Below are 24,771 nucleotides of genomic sequence, written 5' to 3'. Positions count from 1 at the left end.
GTTTTACGAGCGTTACTTCACCAATGCTTCGGTGTCGAGAGCGATGAGCAGTTCTTCGTTTGTTGCAACGACGATAGCCTTCGGAGTGCCGTCCTTCGTGATGAGGTGGTTGGATTCTTTACCGCTCTTGAGGTTGCGTTCTTCATCGACCTCATAGCCGAGGAGCTTCAGGTTGTCGAGAGCCTGCTTGCGGACGTAGAAGCTGTTTTCGCCGATGCCGCCCGTGAAGACGATCGCGTCAATGCGCGGGAGAGCCATGGCGAGGCCGCCGATTTCGCGGGTGAGGCGGTAGCAGAAGACATCGAGGGCGATTTGAGCCTGCTTGTTGCCTTCGCTTGCGGCCTGCGTAAGCGTACGCATGTCGTTCGAAAGTCCAGAGAGGCCGAGCAAGCCAGATTCCTTGTTCACGAGGTGATCGAGCTGGTCGATAGTGCCGTATTCCTTGCTGTACTTCTTTGCGATGTAGAAAAGGATGGCCGGGTCGAGGCTACCAGAGCGGGTGCCCATGATGAGGCCTTCGAGCGGTGTGAAGCCCATCGTGGTATCGACGCACTGGCCGTTCAAGATGGCGGAGCAGCTGGAGCCGTTGCCGAGGTGGGCCGTGATGAGGCAGGTTTCTTCCGGCTTAGTACCGAGAACCTTGCAAGCTTCGGCAGTCACAAAGCGGTGGCTTGTGCCGTGAGCACCGTAACGGCGGATGCGGTCGTTTTCATAGAACTTGTACGGAATGCCATAGAGGAATGCCTTCTGCGGCATGGTCTGGTGGAAAGCCGTATCGAACACGGCGACCTGCGGGAGACCCGGGAAGAACTTGGTGGCGCATTCCATGCCGGTGGCGTGAGCCGGTTCGTGAAGCGGGGCAAAGAGCGTGATGCTGCGGATGTAGTCGATGACTTCCTGCGAGACCTTTTCGCTCTTGATGTACTTGCCGCCATGCACGACGCGGTGGCCGATGGCTTCGATCGTATCTGTGAGCTTCTGTGCATCGAGGAACTTCTTGACTTGGTCCACAGCTTCGGCATGCGTGGGGCAGTCGAAGTTGAAGTCAATCTTGCCTTCAGGACCCTTGGCCTTTGTGTGGCCGTTCACGCCGATATTTTCGACGAGGCCGCTTGCGATGGATTCCTTGGTTTTTGTATCGATGACAGCGAATTTCACGGAGGAGCTGCCACAGTTTAAAACGAGTACGCGCATAGTTATAACCGGTGGTTAGAGATTAATGTTTAGCGGTTGGGGCTTAGGTTGTTTAAATTTTTACCCTTCACAGCATTTTTCGCCGATGAAGTGTAGAACAAACCAGATGACCGTCACCTCTTTTTGTAAATAATAGGATTTTATTAACTACATTTAAATGGATGTTTAGGAAAATTATAGAATTTGATAACCGGGTGTCGGCTTATTGGACAAACCGCCACTTTTCGGAAAAGACGAACCGCTGGCTTCGTCTTTATGTGCGCCTGGGAGATGGTTACATTTGGGCACTTTTCATTGTGTTTCTTATTTGGAAAGTCGGGTGGGATAGTTTCCTCCCGATCCTCTGGCAGGCGCTGGTATCGCTTGCGTTGAGCCTCCTGATTTACTGGGTGGTGAAGCTGAAGGTCAAGCGCTCGCGTCCGTTTGATGCCATTCCGCATATTACCGCCGAGGTGCCGCCGCTGGACAAGTATAGCTTCCCGTCTGGGCATACGATGAACAATCTGGCCGTTGCGAGTACAGTGTTTTATTGTGTACCTCAGTATGGCTGGTTCATGATTCTCTTGCCGTTTACATGGGGCCTTTTGCGCGTGTACTTTGGCGTTCATTGGATTTCGGATATCCTGGGCGGGTTCTTGCTTGGAATCTTGAGCTTTGCTCTTGGACATGCTATCTGGGTTCCGCTGTCTGCTGCAATTGCTGGCTAACGACCGATGACAAACGACTTCGTACAGCTTTCTGACTTTTTTGCCCAGGCTGACTGGAACTCTAAAATTTATTTGCTCTTGCGCCATGCAGAACGCAACCACATCACGCCCGGCGACAAGGACTTTGGTGCGCATGTGGGGCTTACGGATCGTGGGCGCCGTCAGGCGGTAGCGCTTGGAAAAATGATTCCTGCGATTGGCGATGCGGTGTATTTTTCAAGCCCGGTCGGGCGCTGCATGGAAACGGCGAAGTGCATTAGCGAAGGCCGCAAACTCGCTGGCTTTGGAAACTTCGCGATTCCAGGAGTTGCATCGGGTGCTGCTGCGGACAGTGTAAATGTCACGCCGCTCAATGAACTTGGCGATTTCTTTGTTCGTGATGTGCCTGCATATGAGCAGACATTGCGAGAAGGCTTTTACGAAGGTATCTGCAAGTGGCTGGAATCGGGTGAACATGGCGCGTTCTGGCCGCTTCATGAACGTGCCGAGCAGATGCGCGAGATGATGTTTGAAAAGGCTCAGTCGCGGTTCAATGTTTTTGTGACGCATGATGCCTGGGTTGTACCGTGTCTTTCGCATTTTTGCGGATTGAAGTTCGAACCGAAATGCTGGATGAACTTTTTGACAGGGCTTGCTTTTGAGGTGCCCGAAAAAGGCAATGTGAAAGTAACTCCCGTGACCGCACTTGAAACCGGCTGGTTGCATTTTTAGATGAGAGAACGGACCTGCGGTCCTATAGACGAGAGACGAAAGAAATATCTTATTAAATAATCTCTAGTCTCTAGTCTGCGAGCGAAGCGTTCTTTCGTCTAATTTTATACATTAACGGTATGATGCAGTCGAATTGTTATCGCCGTATTTTTGTACTTGGTTCTGGTTTCAGCAAGTCCTTCTCGCCGCAGATGCCCACGCTCCGCGACTTGAACGAGCTTATCCCTTTTGGAATCCCGGACGAGTTTCCGCATTTTCGCGATTACTGCAAGCGTTTTTTGACGCTTTGCAACGGCGATAGCGATTACCTTGGCATCGAGCCTTTGGCGACGTCGATTCTCTCGGCGCAGATTTTTCCGGGCGAGCGTGAACGTCTTTACCATGCGTCGCTCCGCTTTGAACTGTTGCGCTTTATTGCAAGCGTCATTCGCCGCGACAACGATGTGCTTGACGAATCCGCTGCAGCGATTCTCAAACAGTTTCTCGTTTCGTGCGAAAACGATTCGGCATCGGGTTCCCGTGAAACACTCTTGCTCTCGTTCAATTACGACACGCTTATTGAAACTGCGATTGCCAAGGATAAGGAACTTAGCGAACAAGTTTCTGTGGATTACGGCGTGAAAATTGACCCTGCCGACCGCTCGGCAAAACGCGGCAAATCCAGCCGCACCATAGACCTTATCAAATTGCACGGCTCGCTCAACTGGTTCCCCGTCAAGGGCGCAAGTGATGAACTCGACTTGAAAAACGTTTGCGAAGTTGAACCGCAAGACCGCAGTTTTCCCATCTACTGCGAAGATACTCCCATCTTCATTCCGATGGCGCATGCAAAGGAATCGTTCTTGCGCGGAAGCCTTTTCAATTTGCTTTGGTCCAAGGCCGATTACTATTTGAAAAACGCCGAAGAAATTTACTTTATCGGTTACGGTTTCCCGAAGACGGATATCAATAATCTGGAATTCCTGTTGCGCCACCGTGACCGATTCAAGAAAGTCGTTGTATTTGAACACGATGGCCGTCATGACCTAGAGCGCTTGCAGAAACTGCTCGGCGAAGAACTTGTCGAGTCCTGCGACGCAAAAGAGTTTATAAAGAACCTTTAATGTGCTTTATTTCGATGGCGAATGTTTTACTTAGAAGCCTCATTTGAGATGGACTTATGTGTTTTTAGAATTTCGGGGAAATTCCATTCGTTGCGTTCAAAGTCATAAATAAAACGGTTGATTTTGTTTTCTCCGTTCAAAGGTACTGTTGTCGAATCATCCTTTAGCGATAAAGATTCGAAATCTATAACCATGGAGGGGTTAAAAATTTTTATCGACTCACACCAAAAATTATCTGCACCAATGCTTACGGAGTAACGTAGTTTGCCATAATTCTTTGAATTTTCATCCCCCATTTGGATTTTATAGGGTTGAATATTCAGTTCTTTAACATCTGAGGTGATGGTCAAAACAATCTGGCCTATAAAACAAGAATTGTTCATGAAGAAATTTCCATCAGAAATTCGAAAATCAATTCCAATATAAGCATCTAAACTCACTTTAAAATCGCTAGTCTCCATTAAACTCGTATCTACATTCTTATCGAGTTGAAGTGAATCGATAGTTACTTTGTACAATGCAACATTGTATTTGTTGTGTAGTTTAGCTTCTTTTATTTTGCTTAGGTCTTCCTGTTCCATAACATTGTAAAATTGGAGATTGTCATATCTATCAGATCTTTCGACCAAAGACCCATTAAGTACAGCGATACTACCTAGCGGAAATTTCTTTTTGGGAATTTTGTCAAAAACATCCTTTATTTCATTAATATTTATATATCCTTCGTTTCCGCTTTTATCAAACGTTAAACCATATTCTAACGCTAGTTGCATGTGCACTTGGAATGTTCTTATCATTTTAAAAATTTCTATTGTACTTAATCGTTTGCCGTCTTTAGCAAACTGTACTTTTCCGAAAAAAGGAATGCTAACTTTATCCAAAGATTTGATGGCGCAAGATTGTAACCCTATGGGATAATCGGCGACATTGGTGCTTACCTCATTAGAAGTTATGTAAATTTCCAATTGGTTTCCGTTGACGTAATAAGGCTCGTAAGGCAATGAACTGGTGTTTTTTCTCGATAATCCGGGGGCTTTTATAGTCCATGACTTAAACTTGGTTATCAGTTCAAATCCATCTTTTCCCCATTCAAATTCTAATTCGAATAATAAAGAAGAATTGATTTTTGACTTTTTTGTTAACGATTCAAATTGAACTTCTTGAAAACCTGGTTTTAGAACAAATTCAATTTCTATTGATAAACCGTCAATATTAAATGTGCAGTATTCGTCGTGATTTTTGAAAAGCTCTACTTTGATAGGTTTTTCTTTCGATCTCCATCGTTTTGCAAATGTTAGATTAATAGCTGAAAATAGATTGTCTTTGTTTTTCAATGATTTGACTAATTTTTTTACTTCTCGCAAGTTAAATTGAATTTGAGCCCCTGAAATTCGTTTGATTTGCAATGCTTGCGTAATGTTTGTCCAGACTTTGTCAATTTGGTTAAAAAGTTCTAAAACGTTATACTCGACGCCTTTTATTTTTATCTTTTCTCCGATATACGGAATTTTATAGTTTTTGCCAAAATCGAGAAAAAATTGTAATGAATCATTGTTTATTTTTACGATGGAATCTGTGACAGTTTTTTCTACACATTTTCCTGGTTCATGACTTAAATCTCCTTCTAGATCTTCGTTAATCTCTCCTTCAATCCATTCAAAACCTGTAGGACAAGGAGAACCGGAACCCATTCTAACCAAAGCATGGCTTGTGCCGAACATGAACAAAAGCATGGCTAATACGACGAGTAAGATTTGTCTATGCATTTCTTCAGGAAAAATTGAATCTTTCATAAAATTTATGGATGAAATTGGCTTTGTTCGGACTTTGTGCAAAATACAAAAAAAGATGGTCTGAGATTCTCGCCTACGCGAGAATGACGAATTGTACTGTCATCCAAGTATAGGATCTATATGAAAAATAATAGACTCAATCGGGTGCTTCATGCCATCCAGAGTGATTGGTTCTTCGATTTAAAATTCCGGCGCTTTGAAATGCCCGTAGAGTTCGCGGCCGTCGAATACCCAGACGACTGCTTTTTTGCCTTCTAAAAATCTTCTCTTGCCTTTGAACATTTGCGGGCCGATGTTGCCGCCGCCGACTTTGCTGATGGAATATGTTTCGACGCTTGTCGCTGCCGCGATGTACGCGCCGATTTGTGCACCGTAGGATTTGCCTTGGCCTACATTGCTGTCGCCAATGACGATGATCGGTGCTTTTTTGGAACCGCGATATTTGTAGCCATCGGTGCCCAAAACTTTTTGCTCTTTTATTTTGTATTTAATTTCTTCGCCGTGGAGCAAGTCGTAGAGATTTCCGGTGCCATCGACAATGGTGTCGTGCATCGGGTAGCGCTTACGGTTCATACCGTAGAGGAGAGGCGCGATGGAATCGGCGGCCATGTTCGCGAGTACGAGTCTTGCGGGGCCTGTGCAGTGGCTTTCGTACGGTTCGAACATGGGCGTTTCTGTGCCCAGATTCTTGTGAAGTTCTTTAATTTTGTCGAGCGCGTCGATGACGGTGACGTTATGCTTGCGGAGCTTCTCGACCCATTTTTTGTATTGCGGGAGCTTGATTCCTTTTTTCGCCTTGTCGGAATACAGCTCGGGTACGGTCAACAGCTTGTCTGGAACGGGGACGACGATGAGCTTGATGTCGCGGGCTTCGAGCGAGTCCTTGAACGCGATAATCTGTGGTGTGTTGTCGTTCCAGCGCTTGGTGGCGTTCAGCAAACTTTCTTGCAAAAAGAGCCAGCCGTCCTTGCCTTCGACAGCGCATGCGACTTCTTCGGTGGTGCTGCCGCATTTCTTCATGTCACGCACCATCTGCTTTTGGAGTTCGGAAGCGGCAAAAGCTTGTGCAGGCCACAAAGTGCATAAAGCGAAAAGCGCCACGAGGGCGCCTTTCAATTGCTTTATCTGTCGCGTCGCGTTGAACATTACTTGATCAACGATTCGCCGGATTCCACACTCTGGTAGATGAGGGTGTTGATGGTCATCGGGCCTACACCGCCCGGAACCGGAGTGTATGCGGAAGCGACTTCTTCGAGACCCTTCTCGATATCGCCCACGCCACCCGGATGGTAACCAGCGTCCACGACGACTGCACCCGGCTTGATCCAGGACTTCTTGATGAATTCCGGCTTGCCAACGGCACCGACCAGGATGTCAGCTTGCTTCACGAATTCCGGGAGGTTTTCGGTCTTGCTGTGGCAAATGGTCACGGTGCAGTTTGCGTTCAAGAGCATCATGGCCATCGGCTTTCCGAGGATGGCGCTACGGCCAACGACCACGGCATGCTTACCGGCGAGAGGAATGTTGTAAGCCTTGAGGAGACGCATGATGCCGGCCGGTGTTGCGCAGCCGTAAGCTTTTTCGCCCATGGACATGCGGCCAAAGCCGAGGCAGGTCACGCCATCCACGTCCTTGCGGGCGTCGATAGCTTCAAAAGCGGCGCGTTCGTCGATGTGGCGCGGAACCGGGTGCTGCAAAAGGATGCCGTGCACGTTCGGGTTCTCGTTGAGTTCCTGAATCTTGTTGAGGAGTTCTTCGGTCGTGGTGTTCTTGTCCATCACCACGCGGATGCTTTCCATGCCGACGCGGGCGCAGGCGTTGCCCTTCATCTTGACGTAAGTGGCGCTAGCCGGATCGTCGCCCACGAGAATCGTTGCAAGAATCGGGGTCTTGCCGGTCTTTTCCTTGAGCTTTGCCACGCGGGCGCTGAGTTCTTCTTCAGTAGTCTTGGCAAGAGCCTTGCCATCGAGAATGAGTGCTGCCATAAAATCTCCGTTTTTTGCAAATTTAAAAAATTTGGATTCGCCGCTAAAGGGATCTTTTCTAAAAAAGGAGATGCCCGCTCGATGGCGGGCATGACAAATAAAAAGACGCTTTAAAAAAGCAAAGCCCGCTTGGGGCGGGCGTCTTGGAATGAAATTATGAGCTTTAAATTAAAGGTTTTCGAGAATCGACGGGATGATGACGCTTACGATTGCCCACGGGTAAGAAAGGGCGCCTTTAAGCCAGCCTGTGGTCGAGTAAGCCGGTTCCGGCTTCTTAAAAAGTTGCACATTGCAGCTATTGGAAGTAGATTCCGAAATAGTCCTGACCAGAGAGTCTTTAACGCTACCGATGGATTCGTCGAACAGCTTTTTCTGTGCTGTTGCAGAATCGATATAACACTTAAAGCTTTTTTTCATTTTTTTACCTTTGAGTGTAAAAGTAGTAAAAAAATAAGTTCTTTTAAAGGGGACCTGTGTGTTTTTATTTACATTTACAAAAAAAATGTGGCAAAAAGCACATTTTTTGGCGTTTTTGTGTATAAAAAGGTATTTTAATGGAACTAAAATTAGGATTGGATCCGTTTTTTATGAAAGTTTTTCGTTATTTTCCGATAATTTTGGGAGTGGGAGCGCTTGTTGCCTGTGGTGGTAATAAACCAGCACCAGTTGTTGATCCTGTTGCTACCCCGGTGAATGCGCCTGCGGTCAATGAACCTGTCGTTCCTGACTTGGTGCCTGTGCCCGAACCGAAACCGGCTGAAGAACAGAAGGTGTTTCTGGACAACGCTGTTGACCGTTACAGCTATGCGCTCGGTGTTGACTTTGGCAAGGCCGTTTCCAATATCAACGTGCCGGTAAAGCTCGAAGTCCTTATCGGTGCCATGCGAGATGTTATCGATTCTACCCGTGAAATCCTCATGACGGATTCGCAGTCCGAAGTGGCGCTTCAGGATTTGCTCAACCAGATGCAGATCCAGAAGGAGGTCGATGAAGCTGCTGCTGCCCGTAAGGCGCTTAGCGATCAGGCGGCGTTCCTTGCGAAAAACATCCAGGACCCGCGAGTGTGGGTCACAAAGAAGGGTGTGCAATATATAATGCTCAAGGAAGGTACAGGCGTTAAGCCCAAGGCGACCGACAAGGTCCAGGTCCATTACGTGGGTACGCTCCTCAACGGAACCGAATTTGACAATAGCGTCAAGCGCGGTGCCCCGATGGAATTCCCGGTGACTTCCGTGATTGAGGGCTGGCAGGATCTGCTCCTGGAAATGAAGGTCGGCGAAAAGGTGAAAGCCTGGATTCCGAGTTCGCTTGCCTATGGCGAGGCTGGCGCTCCGCCTTCAATTCCGCCCAATTCGCTCCTCGTGTTCGAGGTGGAGCTGTTGCAGGTTTTCCCGGCGAAGTAAAAATGCCGAATTTTTGTTCAAATGGCGAAGGATTTTCTGTCCTTCGCTTTTTCTGTTGCTACTTTTTAGCACATGAATAACGCAGCGTCCGATTTTTATTCTCAGCACTTCGAAGTGGCCGGGTTCATCCGGGAAGTGTTTGGCTACATGGATAGGTTCAAGGGCCAGCTTTTCGTCCTGAAGATTGACGATAGCCTGATGGACCATCCGATGTTCCCCGTGCTGATGCGCGATATCGCCCTTTTGCACAAGGCGGGCATTCGCATCATTATCGTGCCGGGAACGCGAAATAGCATCGACGCTCAGCTCAAGGCCTGGGACCTTGAGACGGAATTTCATAACGGCGTAAGACTCACGAACGAAGAGGCGCTCCCGCTTGTGGAGCAGGCGTCTTTGGGAGTGGCTCAGCGCATCATGAGCCACCTCACGGCGAGCGGCCTCAGCGGCATCCAGGGCAACTGGATTTTGGCGCGCAGCATGGGCGTGATTAACGGTGTCGATTACATGCGCACCGGCCGCATCGAGCGCATCCAGCGCGACCTCCTGGAACAGCTCATGAACGAGAAGTTCGTGCCGATCATCCCGCCGATTGGCTGGAACAAGATTGGTCGCGCCTACAATATTTCGAGTACGGAACTTGCTACTGAACTTTGCAAGTACCTTAAAGTCGGGAAGCTGTTCTTTATTGGAAGTGAAAGCGGCATCAAGCTCGAAGGTCTTGTAACGGGCAAGAACACGAAGTATCTTGAACCGACGGATAACGGGCTTATTTCTGCAATGGACGTGGACCAGGCAAAGGAACTTCTGGAACTCAATTCCGATGTGCTCGACTTTGCGCAGATGGATTACCTGATGAACGCCATCAACGCCTGCGAAGCGGGCGCGAACCGTGTGCATTTGCTGAGCGGTGAATTTCAGGGCAGTGTGCTGCAGGAAGTGTTCTCGGCCCGCGGTGACGGAACCATGGTGTATGCTAACCAGTACTCCAGCATTCGTCCGGCGACAATCGAAGACATCCCGGATATCCTCCGCATCATGCAGGACTACATTGCGAAGGGCTATCTCGTGCCGCGTACGCAGGATTCCATTTCTGAAAAGCTTGATGATTATGTTGTCTATAGCATTGACAATAGCATCCATGGCTGCGGTGCGCTCCACGCGTTCGAAGACGGCATGGCCGAAGTCGCTGGCATTGCTGTCGGTGCGAACTACCGCAAGTCGGGCATCGGCGAAGCGATTGTGCGTCACTTGATTTCTCTTGGACGCATGAAGGGTTACAAGAAGCTGTTCTTGCTTACGACACAGGCTCTTGATTGGTTCTACCAGCTCGGATTTGAAGACGGCACTGTCGAAGAGCTGCCAAAGAGCAAGCGCGAGCATTACAATCAAAAGCGCAAGTCGCGTATCTTGATGCTTCCGCTGGAAAAATAATCCGCGCGCATTTATAGACTGAGCGCGTCTCGTGCCATACATTTCATCCGGCCATCAGGCCGGATTGTCTTTTTTATATACTCTGTTCGAACTGTAGTTTGTATATTTAAAAAAAATGTAGGATAAAAATGTATTTAAAGAAAGCTTTTTTGTTGGCACTGTTTGTTGCGCTTAGTCTGGTCGCGTGTTCCGATATCGAAGATGAAATCCTTTATCGTGAGGATGCTGCGGGAGTTCGTTTTTCTCCCACAAAATTGCAGGGAACGATAGATTATTTGCCGGCGATGGCTCCGAAATATGTGAAGGTCGTAAATGTCGATGAGCTGCTGAATCCTGTTGATTCCTTCGAGGTTTCGGTGGATTCCGGCAACTCGAAGAACCGTGCTTTTGAAGTTGGCTCCCGTGACTATGAATACCCGATTGTAAAGATTGTACCTGTTTTTGAGCAGGACAATGGAACTGAAATGGAATTCCCTCAATATGTGCGGCTGGATAAACGTAATGATAACCTGAAATTAAATTTGTTTGAAGCTCTCGCTGCAGAGCGTACTGAAGAGCTGGTGCGTGAAAAAGATTGCAGTTTCGACAGCGCCCGGATTCAGGCTGTTGCAGAACTTATCATGGCGCTTGATATTATAAAAGAAAAAGAAGAAGCTTCCCGTTTAGCTTCGGACATGTCTGAGTATTATTCTTTAATGTTAATGAAAAAGTCATGGACATTTATTTATTGCCAGTACGAAATTTCGGACAGTCTGTTCTATAAAACGTTTGAGGAACTGCGTAAAGATTTTGCGAAAAAAGGCTCTGTAGATTCTTCATTTCTTGTCCATGCTGCGGATGTGTGGCTTTCGACTTTTAAAGTGGTGACGGATAAAAATGGCTATGTGAAATTCAAAAGCGTTTCACGTGATTCGTCTGTTGGTGCAAATGGTTTTAATAGTGAATTTTTTGCGAGTGTATATGGAATCCAGTTTTTGTGGAACGAGAATTCGCCTGCAAAGATCGATAATAAGCTGAGCCAGTTTAATGGTCGCAAGTTTATTTACGACAAGTCGGAAACTCTTTGGCGATTGGCTATGCCGCTAGACGATTCACTTGGCATATGCTATTCCCGGAAGGACTCGATCGTCGTACATGAAGGAAAGTATTACCGTTGTGCAAAAGGCTCGGTGGAATGGAAAGAAGAAACGGATCGTGATACCATATTGAAACAGACTTATGGAACTTGCGGTAGCGCAGCCATGAATATTGGCCGTGCCGGTTATGTGGGCGATTCCCTGTTTGTTTGTACCTGTGAAGATAAAAAATGCGCCTGGACGGATAAGTATGCAAAATCGGTGATTAAAAAAGATGATCCTATTTATCCCTCCTATGTTATTGCAAATGCTATACGCGAGTTTGGCTTGTGCGGGCAAAAACTGTATGGCGAGATAAAGAAGGTCAATGACGATTATGTATTGTGCTCTAAGAAGGACAATAAATGGGAAGTTGTGGATTCTTTGGATTATTACTTGGGCATGTGCTCTGAAGAGAATGCAAAGGGAGAGCACCAAGGCGTGTATTACGCTTGTAAGGACTATGAAGAATATGGAGTGGTTGGCGGAAATTGGAGCGAAATACCGGAACCCGCTTATTTGGACGAGGATTGCCATTCCATAGAAGTGGGAGCACTTTATGTCAAGAAATATGGCGACTATTATTTTGCGTGTTATACAAGAACAAAGCTTGATAAAAATGGTTATAGCAAATCTGTGACTTTCTGGAACAAACTGGATAGCGCTGAGGCGATCCCTCCAGTGATCAATATGGATGTGTGCAATAGCGATCGTGAAAATTTAAAAGTGATTTATGATGGTGCATATTATGAATGCGATAATCGGGACTTATTCTATAGATGGTACCCGGTTGAAAAAGATTCGCTGTTGCCTCCAGAAAGGGATGGACATATCTGTACGCCCGATTTATATGGAACGGTAAAGAAATATGGGGACGCTTATTATGAGTGCGGCTATGTGAACCAGTGGAGAGAAATGCCTGCTGTTGAATCTGCATTGCTGTACTATCGCGATAGCTTGGGTAGCTGTGACACGATTTCGAAAAAGAGCCTTTACTGGAATGAAAAAAGTTCATCCTACTTTGGATGTTTAAAAGGCAAAACGGGATATGATTGGACGCAGATTTATCTTGCACCTGGCTTAAATTATACGATGCCGAAGTCTTTTGAAAAGAGGAAGTTTGCAGGCGGCGTGGTGGATCGTGATTCCACTTATACGGTGACCGTGGATGGCGTTGCATACCGTTTCTCGATTTTCGAGAAGAACTGGCCGCTTTCCCATGTGGTCATTGCGGGCAAAGGTTATGATGCCTATTTCTACAATGAAAGACTTTTCTTGCATAGCGAACGTGGAACGGAACAAGTCCATATTGATTCCATAAAGAATAAGAGCGAAAGCTATGACGGCTTTTTTGCAAGCTGGAAATCCTGGGCAAAGAAATGTAGCGAGTGCTCTGATACGACTATAGCTGTCGATACTTCTGTCTATGTGGCGCGCTATAATGAAGACGCTTTCATGAACTGGACACGAGCAAGTGCGTTCTGCCCCGAGGGCTTCCACATCCCTTCTTCGGAAGAGTTTATGCAGGATGATTTTATTGCGTATAAGACTTATGAAATGACAATCCGTAACGATACCCCGGTTTTGTGGAATTATAAAATGAACAAAATCGGATGCAATCGTGACAATACCATTTTCTTTGATATTTTCTGGACAAGTTCCGAAAAGGATAAAAAAACTCAGCAGTGCTATGAAACGGCATGGCATATTTACAAAGATGAAAAGGACCGCCGCATTGTAGATTGCCCGAAGGATCTGTACCCGATGGTGCAAACGCTGTGTGTCCAGGATGATTGATTTTGCTTTTACCGCTAAAGGAGAAAAAATGAAATTTAAGGGTGTAGCTTTAATATTTGTGATGCTGTGGCTTGTTGCGTGTTCTGGCGGACCTGATGAAATTGTCGCTAGATATAATGGTGATGGTCAAAAATTTTCTCCGACAGTGTTGAAAGGGTCGGTGGAATATTTGCTTTATATAGAGCCAGAAAAATTGATGGTGGTCCCTGTAGACTATCAGCTGAATGCGCTCGATTCATTTGAAGTGACCGAACATCATATCAATTTGTGCTATTATAATTTTAGCGTAGCCTCCCGGGATTATGATGTCCCGTTTGTGAAAATCGTGGCTTTTTTCCCGACGTCGAATGACAAGCTGATGGAATTTTCGCAATACGTGCGCCTGTCTAGCTATAACGAAAGCTTGAGGCTGGTTTTTCACGGGGCGCTTGTGGCAAGTCGCATAGAAACTCTGGTGCGGAAAGAAAATTACAGTATCGAAGAGGCCGAAGATAAGGCGTATGAAGAATTGGGAACATTGCTCAATATCAATATGGCTAGCTATCGCGCCAACAATTTTTCAAATTACAAGGATTCCTATAGCCGGGAAATTGAAAGATGGAATGTGCTTGCTCCTTATGTTATTTGCAGACATGAAATTTCGGATAGTGTTTTTTATAGTGATTATCTGGAATTCCGCGATGAATTTGCTAAAAAGGGAACGATCGATTCTTCCATGATTGTTCGCGCGGCGGATGCGTGGCTTGCGACATTTGAACTGTCGTCTGGCGATAAGGAAAAATACCTTTTTGAAGGTGTTACTAGAGATACGTCGGAAGGCCTGAGAAATTTGGATACGTTGTTTTTCCAAAATGCCTACGGATTAAAATGTTTATGGTCAAAAGATTCGACGGTGAAAATTGAGAAGAAGTCCAGCGCGTTTTATGGGCGGTCTTTAGTGAGTGATATGCTTTATAATCCTTCGAACAGCTATCTCTATCACAAATGGCGCATACAGACGCCTCTTGAAGATTCTATTGGGGCGTGTGTTCACGGTAAAACAAAAATTGCAGAGCGTCAAGGCGTCTATTATGTTTGCAGGAATAGTGCGCATCAATGGGAAATGGAATCAAATATAGATACCTTGATGATGTTTAAGTATGGTACTTGTTCCGAACGCTATGGCATGGAAGGACAGTCGGCCTATATAAAGGATACTTCTTTTGTATGCTACTGCGATGATGAAGATAAGTGCGAATGGAAAGTTGTCGAAGCCCTTTCGCTTGGAGATTCTGCCTATGCGAAAAACCTGGACTTGCTGGCGACGGAACGCTTTGGTAAATGCAAAGAGGTGCTCCATTTCGGCGGCGCTGTAAAACAGTTGAATAGCTTGTATGTTCAATGTTCTAATTACAAGTGGGTTAAGATAGATTCTTTGGCGTTCCACATGGGCGTTTGCCCCGGTGGTAAGTTTGGCAAGATTGGCATGATGCCGGAAGGGAACTATTACAAATGTGGCTATGAGGGATGGGTTTCTATTACTATTCCAGAAGCGAAGGGAGAACTGTGTGACTGGAAGTCAGATTCGACGTATAAGAAATATGACGACAGGTATTTTTATTGCGCTGACGGGAAATGGAGCGAAGTTTCTGAGGATGAAGTTATTAAGCCTGTGCTGGAAGGCTATGTCTGTGATGAAAATCGTGCGTCAGAAATAAAGAAGTATGGAGATGAATACTTTACTTGTCGTGTTGGAACGTCTGATATCCAGTCTTCGAATCACTGGAGTGCATCGACAATTCAGGAAAGGGAGCTTTATCGCTACAAAGAGAATTATTCGAATCTCTGCATTGTTGATCGTGTCGGGCTGTTTGTTTTATGGAGCGACTCCGCCCAGTCTATGTATGGTTGCGTGTATGATGAAAATAAGACCTATGAATGGGCGAGAATCGTTGCTTCATCGAAGGATTCCGTGAAGCAGCAAATCATAGATTCTGTCGGGCAGAAGCCGTTTTCTAAGGGAAGGTTCATCGACAATAATACTTACGAAGTTGAAGTAGATGGCGTTCTGTACGGATTTAAGGAATTCTTGTGGAATCGCAAGAAAAAAAGCGGCTGGGATGATTATATTATAATGAACGTGAGCTATACGAAAATGGTGGAGAAAAAAGAGGACTGAAAATGAATACGCTTGAAGCCATCAAGACCCGTCGCAGTACACGCAAGTTCAAGGCTCAGCCTGTTGAAATCGAAAAGTTGAAACTGATTGCCGAAGCGGGGCAGTTTGGTCCCACGGGCGGTAATGCACAGGGGAATCACTTTTTCGTGATTTCGGATGCATCGGTCATTGCAAAGCTCAAGGAACTTGTGCAGTCCGCATTTGCAGCGATGGAACTCCGCGAAGACCTTTACAAGAGCCTCAAGAACTCCATCACTCTTTCGCGCAAGGGCAATTATTCTTTCTGCTATACGGCGCCTGTGCTTATCGTGGTTGCGAACAAGAAGGAATACGGCAATAATATGGCCGATGTCGCCTGCGCTGTCGAAAACATGATGCTTGCCGCCAATGAGCTCGACCTTGGCAGTTGCTATATCAATCAGCTCAAGTGGCTGAACGAAGACCCGACGCTTCTCGCGTACTTGCGCGGCCTTGGCCTTAAGGAAGATGAACGCGTATACGCCTCTGTTGCGATTGGCTATGCCGATACGGAATCGGGACTCCCGAACCGTACGGAAACGCCGCGAATTGGCAACGAAGTCGTGTTCGTGTAGCGGCTTTGCCGCTGTTACTAGATACTAGTCAATAGTTACTAGAGTTTTTTTCTATCTTTACGTCGCTTTGGTGATTCTTGGTGTTTTCTAAATATCAGGATGCTAGGCAACCGACCTCTTACCTCATCGCTTGCGGGTGCATTATGGATTTTAAGAAAATGGAAGACGGCTTCCGGATGATTCTGGAAGGCATGGGCGAAGACCCGAACCGTGAAGGCCTTATCGATACGCCGAAGCGTGTTGCTAAGATGTACGCTGAGCTCATGACAAGCCTTACGGGCGAAATGAAGGCCGAAGACATCCTCAAGACGCGTTTCCACGAAAAGTACGATGAAATGATTATCGTGCCGGACATCCAGTTTGCGAGCATGTGCGAACACCACTTTTTGCCGTTTACAGGCAAGGCTCACGTGGCCTATATTCCGGGTGATTGCGTGGTTGGTCTCTCGAAAATCCCGCGCGTGGTGGAATATTACGCCCGCATGCCGCAGATTCAGGAACGCATGACGCGCCAGATCGCGGAACTCATCCAGAAGGTGCTCCAGCCGAAGGGCGTTGCCGTGGTTCTCGAAGCTTCGCACATGTGCATGACGATGCGCGGTGTGAAAAAGCCGGGTGCCATGATGGTCACGACGCAGCTCCTTGGCCGTTTCAAGACGGACGAAAAGACCCGCGCCGAGTTCATGTCCCGCATCTACGCCCCGCGTTAGTTGTCATTCCCCTATCCATTATTGTCATTCCCGCCTCCGAGTTCTTTGACTACTTGCAGCTCCGCTGCTTAGTAGTCATGATCCGCGTATGGGGAGGGAATCTCCTTTTTACCTTTGGACTTTTTGTCAATGAAACGTTCCCCGTGATTTTGATCATGGGGCTTTTTCGTGGGTATTTTATTGAAGGATGGGATTACGGTCTTGGTAAAAAGGAGTGCCTAAAATGAAATCAAAGATTTTTAAGGGTGTGATTTTGGCAAGTGCCATTGCCTTTATCAACTGCGGGGACGATTCTGTAACGTCTCCGTTTCCGCCTACTGGCGATATTTCTTCTTCTAGCGTAGAAGCTCCGGCTGAAAGTTCCAGCTCCGATGTGGCGTCTGTCGGAAGCTCTTCTAGCGAGATCGCTCCGACTTCTAGCTCCGAAATTGCGCCGGCCTCAAGTTCCGACGAAACTCCGGCGAGTTCGGCGGATGCGCCAAGCAGCTCCTCTGACGTACAGCCAAGCTCAAGCGACGTAGCCTCAAGTTCTTCCGCAGTGCAGTCGAGTTCCAGCGAACAGGTTTCTAGCTCTAGCGAACAAGTCTCTAGTTCAAGCGAAGCCCCGAAGGGCATCTTCCTCGCGAGTGGCAAGGAAGAAGAAAAGGACCAGCTGAAGGTCGTTTACAAGACAAATACGGGTTGGGATAATAAGGGTATTTTAGCTTATCCGGAACAGCTTTCTAGCGACCAGAAGCACGGCGTTGTCGTGTGGGGGCCGGGTGGCGGCACGGAACCGGGTGCCTATGAAGGCATGATTCGCAGACTCGCTTCGCATGGTTTTGTCGTGATTGCCTTGAGCGTTTCGCCGGGCGATGCTAGCCAGGCGACCAAGGCGATTGACTGGCTCGAAAACAAGAACAAGGATTCCAACGACCCGTTCTACCAGAAGCTCGAACTGACGAAGGTCGGTTGTTCCGGGCATTCGATGGGCGGCCTGGAATCGGAACAGGCGGCTATCAAGGACAAGCGCGTATTTACCGCATTCCTCAACAATAGCGGCGACAAGAATGGCGGCGTCATCAAGAATTTCCCGAAAGAAAAGACGGCTGCAGTGCTTTATGGCGAAGTCGGCATGGAAAAGCCGAACGCCATCAAGGATTACGAAACGGCTACGGATATCAAGTCGTGCCTGATTGAAATGACGGGCGGCCCGAAAAACAATTCCGAAGGCGGTTACGGTCACGGCTCCGGCTCTTGGGATGGCATGGCGGCAACGATTGCCTGGATGCGCTGGCAGCTTGGCGGCGAGAACGAACGTCAGGCGGATTTCGTGGGCACGAGCGGCAAGTATATCGATGGGAATATCATTGGCAAGCAGGGCAAATGGAAAACCCAGTGCAAGAATTTCTAATCAATTCATAATCATTTCCACACTCCAACAACCAAGCGTCTCGGTCATTTCGATCGAGACGTTTTCTTTACAGTGTCATGCCCGCGGGTTTCTCGGTTATCTATTGTATCGGCAAGCGCGAACTTTGCTGTCATGCCCGCGCAGGCGGGCATCTCCTTACACGTCTCGAATTGTCGATGCGTTTTCTTATAAATTGAAAATTTACCCTTGGACTTTTTATCAACGAGACTTTGTTCGAAACATGAAAAATCTGTGAAATTATAAGGTAGCTTATATACAGGTTATGGTAAAATAGGAGAACAAAATGAAATCTAAACTCTTAAAAACGGTGGTGTTGGCCAGTTCTTTGGTCTTCCTGAATTGCGGTGATGACGCAGCATTGCCGTCGATTCCGAATTATGGAAACCTTTCGTCTAGCTCAGTTGAAACTCTGCCGGGCGAAAGTTCTGACTCTCAGGGTGCCTCTGGCACGGAAATTTCTAGCTCTGCTGTTCAGCAGGGTGGTGACGAGATTGTTCCGGGTTCCAGTGCGGATGCTGGGTCGCAGGTGCAGTCTAGCAGCGCTGTTACTCCGGGCGCAGAATCTTCTGCAGATGTTGCTGCAAGCTCCAGTTCTGAACAGAATCCAGGCTCTAGTTCCGATGTCGCGCCGGTTTCCAGTTCTGAACAAAATCCAGGCTCTAGTTCCGATGTCGCGCCGGTTTCCTGTTCCGCAAAGGTTGAAAGCTCTAGCTCCGAAAAGAAGGTCGAATCTAGCTCTAGCGAAGCTGCAAAGCCGAAGGGCGTTTTCCTTGCTGAAGGCGCGGATGAAACGAAGGACCAGTTGAAGGTCAAGTACATTGAACGCACCGGTCACGATGGCGGTGGAATCCTTGCTTATCCGGAACAGCTTTCTAACGACCAGAAGCACGCTGTTGTCGTGTGGGGTCCGGGTGGCGGCACGGAACCGGGTGCATACGGTGGTATTATCCGTCGTCTCGCATCTCACGGCTTTGTCGTGATTGCGCTCCGCGAATCTCCGGGTAACGCCACTCAGGCAATTCCGGCCCTCAACTGGCTCGAAAAGAAGAATAACGATCCGAACGATCCTTTGTATCAAAAGCTCGACATGACGAAGGTCGGGTGCTCTGGTCACTCGATGGGCGGCCTCGAATCTGAACAAGCTCTCATTAAGGACGATCGCGTGATTACTGCCATGCTCAACAACAGCGGCGACCTCGGACATACGGCAATGTCTCAGGTTTCGACAAGCAAGACTATCGGTATCGTTTATGGCGAAGGCGGCATGGAACGCCCGAACGCCGAAGCGGACTATAACAACCAGGGCGTCAAGGCTCCGGCATGCCTCATCAAGATGACGGGCGGCCAGGGCAATGAATGCCAGCAGGGCGAATGCGGCTGGGGTCATGGTTCTGGCCCGTGGGGCGGCATGGCAGCAACGGTTGCCTGGATGCGTTGGCACCTCGGTGGCGAAGACTTCCGCAAGGCAGATTTCGTCGGTACGAGCGGTCGTTACATCAACGGTGAAATCATCGGTGAACGTGGCCATTGGAAAGGCCAGTGCAAGAACTTCTAATCACTTAAACACTCCAAACACCAAGCGCCTCGATCCGTGTGGTCGAGGTGTTTTTTTATGCTTGTCTTGCCCGTAAATATTCTTGTCATGCCCGCCTCTGAGCGGGCATCTCCCTATGCAATTTTTTATAATTATTCATGAAAACAGTTTGCGGGCATCTACCTAACCCCTGTCCACTAAACACTGTTTGCTGTACTATGAACGCTGCTATTCTTACTAATGAATTCCCGCCGGAAATCTATGGCGGTGCAGGTATCCACGTCAAGTTCTTGAGCCAGGAACTTTCCAAGCTCTGCCACATCGAAGCCCGCTGCTTTGGCCCGCAGAACGACGATGCAGACAATATCCGAGCCATTGGTTTTAGCCAGAAGCTAGATCACAATCCGGCTGATGAACGCTTCAAGAAAATCTTGAAGCCACTCGATATTAATTTGCAGTGGATGTCCTCGCTCAAGGATATTGACGTGATTCATTGCCATACGTGGTACAGCCATTTCGGTGGCGTGGTGGCAAGCCGTCTTTTGCAGTGCCCGCTGATCCTCACGACGCATTCTCTTGAACCGCACCGTCCGTGGAAAGCGGAACAGCTCGGTGACGGCGGCTATAACATGAGTTGCTGGATTGAACGCACCGCTTACGAAGCTGCTGACGGCGTGATTGCCGTGAGCGAAGGCATGAAGCGCGATGTAATGAAGTTGTACGGAGTGCCGGAAGACCGCGTGAAGGTTATCTACAACGGTATCGATCCGGACTTTTACAAGCCGACATTCGATGAAGAAATCTTGAAGAAGTGGGGCGTGGATCCGAAGCGTCCGTTCGTGCTCTTTGTGGGCCGCATTACGCGCCAGAAGGGCATCAGCCAGCTCATTCAGGCTATCCCGCAGATCGACAAGAACGCCCAGGTGGTGCTCTGCGCCGGTGCGCCGGACACTCAGGAACTTGCCGACGAATGCAAGCGTTTGATTGAAGAAGTCCAGAAGACGCGCGATGGCGTCGTGTGGATTCAGGACGCTGTGCCGCATACGGAACTTCGTGTGCTCTACAGCCATGCGACCGTTTTTGCAACGCCGTCGCTCTACGAACCGTTCGGCATCATCAATCTCGAAGCCATGAGCTGCGGAACGCCTGTTGTAGGTAGCGCCGTCGGTGGCATCCCGGAAATTATCGTCGATGGCGAAACGGGTTACCTCGTGCCGCTCAAGGCCGTGTCTGCAACGAACTTCGAACCGGCAGACCCGAAGGCTTTCCAGACGGACTTTGCAAACAAGCTTAACAAAATTCTCGAGAACCCGGAACTTGCAAAGAAGATGGGCGAAGTCAGCCGCAAGCGCGCAATAGACGTGTTCAGCTGGAAGACGATTGCCAAGCAGACTTTCGACTTCTACCAGGAATGCATCGAACGCTACAAGCGCGAAGGCAAGAGAGTTTAATTGTCATTTTGGAGTTATTCTTGGACGATCTCTTTGAACGTGTCATCCTGAGCGAAACGCCGTAGGCGTGGAGTCGAAGGATCTGATTGTTTTTCATAAAATCAAAAGGTGGCGCACAAGCCACCTTTTCTTGTATAGCCATTGAAAATGGCAATTTGAAAAACATGCTTATTTTGTAAAAAAAAACTAAACAAACAAGCGATTTTGAATAAATTTTAAACACTAGAGTTTTGTGCTTTTTGCTTTTTATTTGTTTTATTGTTTATTTTAATTATTTTGTCATATATTTATAGTGAGCTTGTTGAAAATTTCAACGCTTATATTATAAATAAAATGGGTTGAGTGTGATGAAAATAAAAAGCATAGTGCTTGCTTTAGTTATGGTGAGCCAAATTTTTGCCATCTCTGTAGATTTTTACGATGAGCAGCAGAATAATCCTGATATAACGGGTGTTCGAATACGAATAAATAATGATTCTGGGTCGCCTATCAATAACGCTAAATTGCGTTATTATTTCCATAGGACAGAATCTCCGTATGTTGTTGAAGAATATTATTTATCCAATGCGACTGTATCTTCGTCAAACATAAATGATAATCTTGCATATTTTGAACTGAGTATCCCATCAATACCGGTTGGCTATTATCCTGATATGGCTGGATTTAGTCTTGCGTTGCGTAAAGAACCCATTTGGGGCAAAACTCAGGATTATAGCTATCAGAGTTCTTCATCGTTTGTGAAAAATACGAAGATCGTTTTACTCTCGGGAGATGATGTTATTTTTGGTGAAATGCCGAATGTACAAGAAAAGCCTGGATCTATGAATGTTAAAATTTCTGGACTTAAGTTTTCTGAACATTCTTGGCTGGAACTAAAGAATGTCGGCAAGTCTACGGCTGCATTGTCCGATCTTAAGCTTGTTGGCTCTAGCGAATCTGATTTTTCTCTTGGGAATGATTCTCTCGCTGCAGGTGACGTTATTCGAATTTGTCAGAGCCAAGCAGCTTGTGGCGAATCTTCAAAGACATTGGTTTTGCCTGACTTTGAGTGGAATGATGTTGGTGAGGCAATGTTGAAAAAAGATTCATCTATGGTATCGTATGTTGCGTGGGGCCAGGCTGGAACTCACTCCGCTGCCGCAATTGGAGCGGGATTGTGGAAAGACTCTCAGGATTTTTTCCCTGCTGAAGAGCGTGTCCGACTGCATAACGCTGATTATACTAAAAATACGTACTTCCGCCTTAATCCCCAAAAATCAGGTGTAGAAACGAACGACTGGTTTAGTTTCACGAGTAACGACGATCCGGCGAAAGTTGTTTCTACTCCATTGCCAATCATGACATTTCCAATTGAACATGTTGTTAAGCAGATTCCTGGTGAAAACAAAGTGCTTTTCAGTTGGCTCCCAGTAAAGGGGGTAGAAACGTACAGGGTTATTGTTCGTGATCAAAATGGTAGTGATGTATATAACCAAACAACGTCGAAAACTTCTGTTGTGCTACCTCTTAATCAGGGGAATTATTCTTGGACCGTGATTGGAGATGAAGAGTTTACGACGAAATCAAGGGATGAGTATGGTGCTGAAATTGTTAATACGTTCAATTTTGGGGTTGTTGAGGCGGGTATAGATACGCGTATTTATAAACAGCTAAAAATTGAAAAAATTAAGGCCCGTCGGGATACAAGAATGCTGAACCTTGGATACTTGAATGAAATAGGTAGGTATTCATGGGATAGGCCTAATGTTGAAGCGGATAGATTAGAGTATCATGAAGAAAATAGGTGCTGGGCCATCGCTATACAAGTCATGAATCATTTTTATGGCGGAAACTTGACTCAGGATGAAATTGTTTATAAGGGAGAAATCCTTGATTACGATTCTCATGTAGCTCCATTTTTTAATTCTGGTGGGGATATAAATTATAAAACATTAGATCCATTAACGGGTGATCCTACTGGTGGTTCTGTCGAAGCTATGAAATGGGCGTTGAAAGTGGAAAAGTTGAATTATACTAAAGGAGCACCTTCTTATGAAACCGTTAAGAATGCAATAGACCATAATAAACTTGTTTTTGTAGGGATACCGATGCATGTCATGGTTATTTATGGCTACGTAGGGGCGGCTGATAATTATGCGTTTTATTATGCGTTTGTAGATAATGAAGGCAATCTTCCCATAGCACGATATTCTCGTAATATTACTTTTTATTTAATTCCTGATGTTACGTATGGCAATGTGCAGATGTCTGATGAGCTAGTCCATAGGGATTTTGATGGTGACGGAATTACGGATTTTGAAGAAGTAAATAGATTCCATACGTATCCAAATATGGTGGATACAGATAATGACGGTATAGAAGATAAGCGTGAAATTTATGAATATACGGTATCTGCGAAACCGCTGGATAACCCGAAATGCAGTGTAACGCATGGGTATGCTAGTGTTGTTGAAATTGATGGAGTCACGATGCTTAGTCCTGTTTATCTGGCTTTTCTTGGACTTAATGATAGTGGTGATAAAGATTGCGATGGAAAATATGCAGAAATTGACCCGGATAACGACGGAGATGGCTTTGTTGACGGCCTTGTGAACTATCATCATAGGTTTATGAGTACGCCTGCGATTGAAAATATGGATATTCCTGGAGACTATGCTATTTTCGGGCGTGAATATGTGAAAATTAATGATAATGTCAGATGCTATAACACTCAAACAGAAAGTGGTTCCTATTGCAATATAGCTTCTGCCGATGAAGATATTTTCTCGTATGGGGTTTCGTATACGCCGATTAGTATTGGGGCTAGGGCCCATGTTGGTAATATTGATTTTGTAAGTAACCCCATTACTAAGGCTTATCCTAATAAACGAGAAAAGGCTATTGCCCGTAGTTCTGCGGTAGTCCATGGAAATCTCAATGCGTTCGCTTTTTTTCACACCTTCTCTAATGATGATTTAAAGAAATATGATTATGATCTTGAAAAGATGAGAGAAGAGGTCTTGAAAACACATGATATTTCTGAGTGTTTTTCACGACAGAATGGATCTTTGATACAAGGAAATGTTAAACTCTATTTTAGAACTGTTTGGCCTTATAGTCTTATTTTCGCCTATTCTATAGATATGCCTGAAATCCCAAAATCTAAAAACAGGATTGTTCAAAATGGAGAAATCTACCATTTGAAGGATAGAGAGCTTTTAAATTCGTTGACAGTCCAGGCTGGGGGTACATTGATAATTGAACCGGGCAGGATGTTTGTCGAATCCCTTTTACAAATCGATGCGGGTGCGACGATTCGTTTTGCAGAACCGGGTAGGGAGACCGTTCTCCATACAAATGGAAAAATTATTTGGAATACTTATAACAGTGAGCCTGTAAGCAATACTCAATATTGGGTCAGTGTCGCTAAGGGATTTAAGCTTGTACATCATTCATCACAACGGTTCTTTTTGGATGGCATGTGGGCTGGCACGATTTATGCGCCTATTGCATCTGTTACGATGGGACAGGTCTCAAAGGCTATTTACGGTCGTGTTCTGGCTCGCAATGTTGTTGTACACCAGTTTGCAAAGTTCTACCGAGTCGATTTTGCTCCGAAAGACGCAATGCAGGTGGCGTATGGGAGGCGTGGCTCGCTTGTTCCTGACTTGTTTTAAACGTAGACTTGAATGT

Annotated in this window: 18 protein-coding genes; 13 read left to right on the top strand and 5 right to left on the bottom strand. The window is 46.6% G+C overall.

Annotated elements, in window-relative coordinates; genetic code table 11:
• Positions 1-12: 12 nt before the first annotated feature.
• Positions 13-1,194, bottom strand: coding sequence for an acetate/propionate family kinase (locus B7990_RS14170; protein WP_088641528.1), 1,182 nt, complete (start codon positions 1,192-1,194; stop codon positions 13-15).
• A 161-nt stretch (positions 1,195-1,355) separates the two neighbouring features.
• Here B7990_RS14170 and B7990_RS14165 point away from each other — a divergent pair, with 161 nt between their 5' ends.
• From B7990_RS14165 to B7990_RS14155, 3 genes are all read left to right on the top strand, one after another.
• Positions 1,356-1,901 (top strand): phosphatase PAP2 family protein, encoded by a 546-nt coding sequence (locus tag B7990_RS14165; protein ID WP_088641527.1) that lies wholly within the window; start codon positions 1,356-1,358, stop codon positions 1,899-1,901.
• Positions 1,902-1,907: 6 nt separating this feature from the next.
• Positions 1,908-2,612, top strand: a complete 705-nt coding sequence (locus B7990_RS14160) for a histidine phosphatase family protein (RefSeq protein ID WP_088641526.1) — start codon at positions 1,908-1,910, stop codon at positions 2,610-2,612.
• Between the two features lie 119 nt (positions 2,613-2,731).
• Positions 2,732-3,715, top strand: coding sequence for an SIR2 family protein (locus tag B7990_RS14155; protein WP_088641525.1), 984 nt, complete (start codon positions 2,732-2,734; stop codon positions 3,713-3,715).
• A 26-nt stretch (positions 3,716-3,741) separates the two neighbouring features.
• Here the strand turns inward: B7990_RS14155 and B7990_RS14150 are convergent, their stop codons facing one another.
• The 4 genes from B7990_RS14150 to B7990_RS14135 all read right to left on the bottom strand — a co-directional run bounded on the left by B7990_RS14150 (position 3,742) and on the right by B7990_RS14135 (position 7,910).
• Positions 3,742-5,508: a hypothetical protein gene (locus B7990_RS14150; protein WP_088641524.1), complete on the bottom strand. Its 1,767-nt coding sequence runs from the start codon at positions 5,506-5,508 to the stop codon at positions 3,742-3,744.
• A 180-nt stretch (positions 5,509-5,688) separates the two neighbouring features.
• Complete coding sequence (locus tag B7990_RS14145) at positions 5,689-6,654, bottom strand: hypothetical protein (RefSeq protein ID WP_088641523.1); 966 nt, start codon at positions 6,652-6,654, stop codon at positions 5,689-5,691.
• Positions 6,654-7,493 carry a bifunctional methylenetetrahydrofolate dehydrogenase/methenyltetrahydrofolate cyclohydrolase FolD gene (gene folD / locus B7990_RS14140; RefSeq protein WP_088641522.1) on the bottom strand — a complete coding sequence of 280 codons (840 nt, stop codon included), beginning with the start codon at positions 7,491-7,493 and terminating at the stop codon, positions 6,654-6,656. Before folD ends, B7990_RS14145 begins: the two co-directional genes overlap by 1 nt.
• Positions 7,494-7,661: 168 nt before the next feature.
• A complete protein-coding gene (locus tag B7990_RS14135) occupies positions 7,662-7,910 on the bottom strand; it encodes a hypothetical protein (protein WP_088641521.1) in 249 nt (82 codons plus the stop codon).
• Between the two features lie 170 nt (positions 7,911-8,080).
• Between B7990_RS14135 and B7990_RS14130 the strand changes: the two genes are divergently transcribed.
• The 10 genes from B7990_RS14130 (at position 8,081) to B7990_RS14085 (ending at position 24,755) form a co-directional block, all read left to right on the top strand.
• Positions 8,081-8,896, top strand: a complete 816-nt coding sequence (locus tag B7990_RS14130) for an FKBP-type peptidyl-prolyl cis-trans isomerase (RefSeq protein WP_088641520.1) — start codon at positions 8,081-8,083, stop codon at positions 8,894-8,896.
• Between the two features lie 72 nt (positions 8,897-8,968).
• A complete protein-coding gene (gene argA / locus B7990_RS14125; protein ID WP_088641519.1) occupies positions 8,969-10,327 on the top strand; it encodes an amino-acid N-acetyltransferase in 1,359 nt (452 codons plus the stop codon).
• Between the two features lie 128 nt (positions 10,328-10,455).
• A complete protein-coding gene (locus B7990_RS14120; protein ID WP_088641518.1) occupies positions 10,456-13,239 on the top strand; it encodes a hypothetical protein in 2,784 nt (927 codons plus the stop codon).
• Between the two features lie 28 nt (positions 13,240-13,267).
• Entirely contained in the window at positions 13,268-15,397 is a 2,130-nt protein-coding gene (locus B7990_RS14115) for a hypothetical protein (RefSeq protein ID WP_141099296.1), read from the top strand.
• Between the two features lie 2 nt (positions 15,398-15,399).
• A complete protein-coding gene (locus B7990_RS14110) occupies positions 15,400-15,990 on the top strand; it encodes a nitroreductase (RefSeq protein ID WP_088641516.1) in 591 nt (196 codons plus the stop codon).
• Between the two features lie 143 nt (positions 15,991-16,133).
• Positions 16,134-16,700 carry a GTP cyclohydrolase I FolE gene (gene folE, locus B7990_RS14105; RefSeq protein ID WP_073425275.1) on the top strand — a complete coding sequence of 189 codons (567 nt, stop codon included), beginning with the start codon at positions 16,134-16,136 and terminating at the stop codon, positions 16,698-16,700.
• A gap of 223 nt (positions 16,701-16,923) precedes the next feature.
• Positions 16,924-18,093: an esterase gene (locus B7990_RS14100; protein WP_088641515.1), complete on the top strand. Its 1,170-nt coding sequence runs from the start codon at positions 16,924-16,926 to the stop codon at positions 18,091-18,093.
• Between the two features lie 304 nt (positions 18,094-18,397).
• Complete coding sequence (locus tag B7990_RS14095) at positions 18,398-19,669, top strand: esterase (protein ID WP_088641514.1); 1,272 nt, start codon at positions 18,398-18,400, stop codon at positions 19,667-19,669.
• 197 nt (positions 19,670-19,866) lie between these two features.
• Positions 19,867-21,099, top strand: coding sequence for a glycogen synthase (gene glgA, locus B7990_RS14090; RefSeq protein WP_088641513.1), 1,233 nt, complete (start codon positions 19,867-19,869; stop codon positions 21,097-21,099).
• A gap of 344 nt (positions 21,100-21,443) precedes the next feature.
• Positions 21,444-24,755: a hypothetical protein gene (locus B7990_RS14085; protein WP_141099295.1), complete on the top strand. Its 3,312-nt coding sequence runs from the start codon at positions 21,444-21,446 to the stop codon at positions 24,753-24,755.
• The last annotated feature ends 16 nt before the right edge of the window (positions 24,756-24,771 follow it).

It is taken from the genome of Fibrobacter sp. UWB4 (genome assembly GCF_002210345.1).
GTDB lineage: Bacteria > Fibrobacterota > Fibrobacteria > Fibrobacterales > Fibrobacteraceae > Fibrobacter.
Note: the sequence above shows the minus strand (reverse complement) of the source record. Positions and strands in the feature narration are given on the sequence as shown.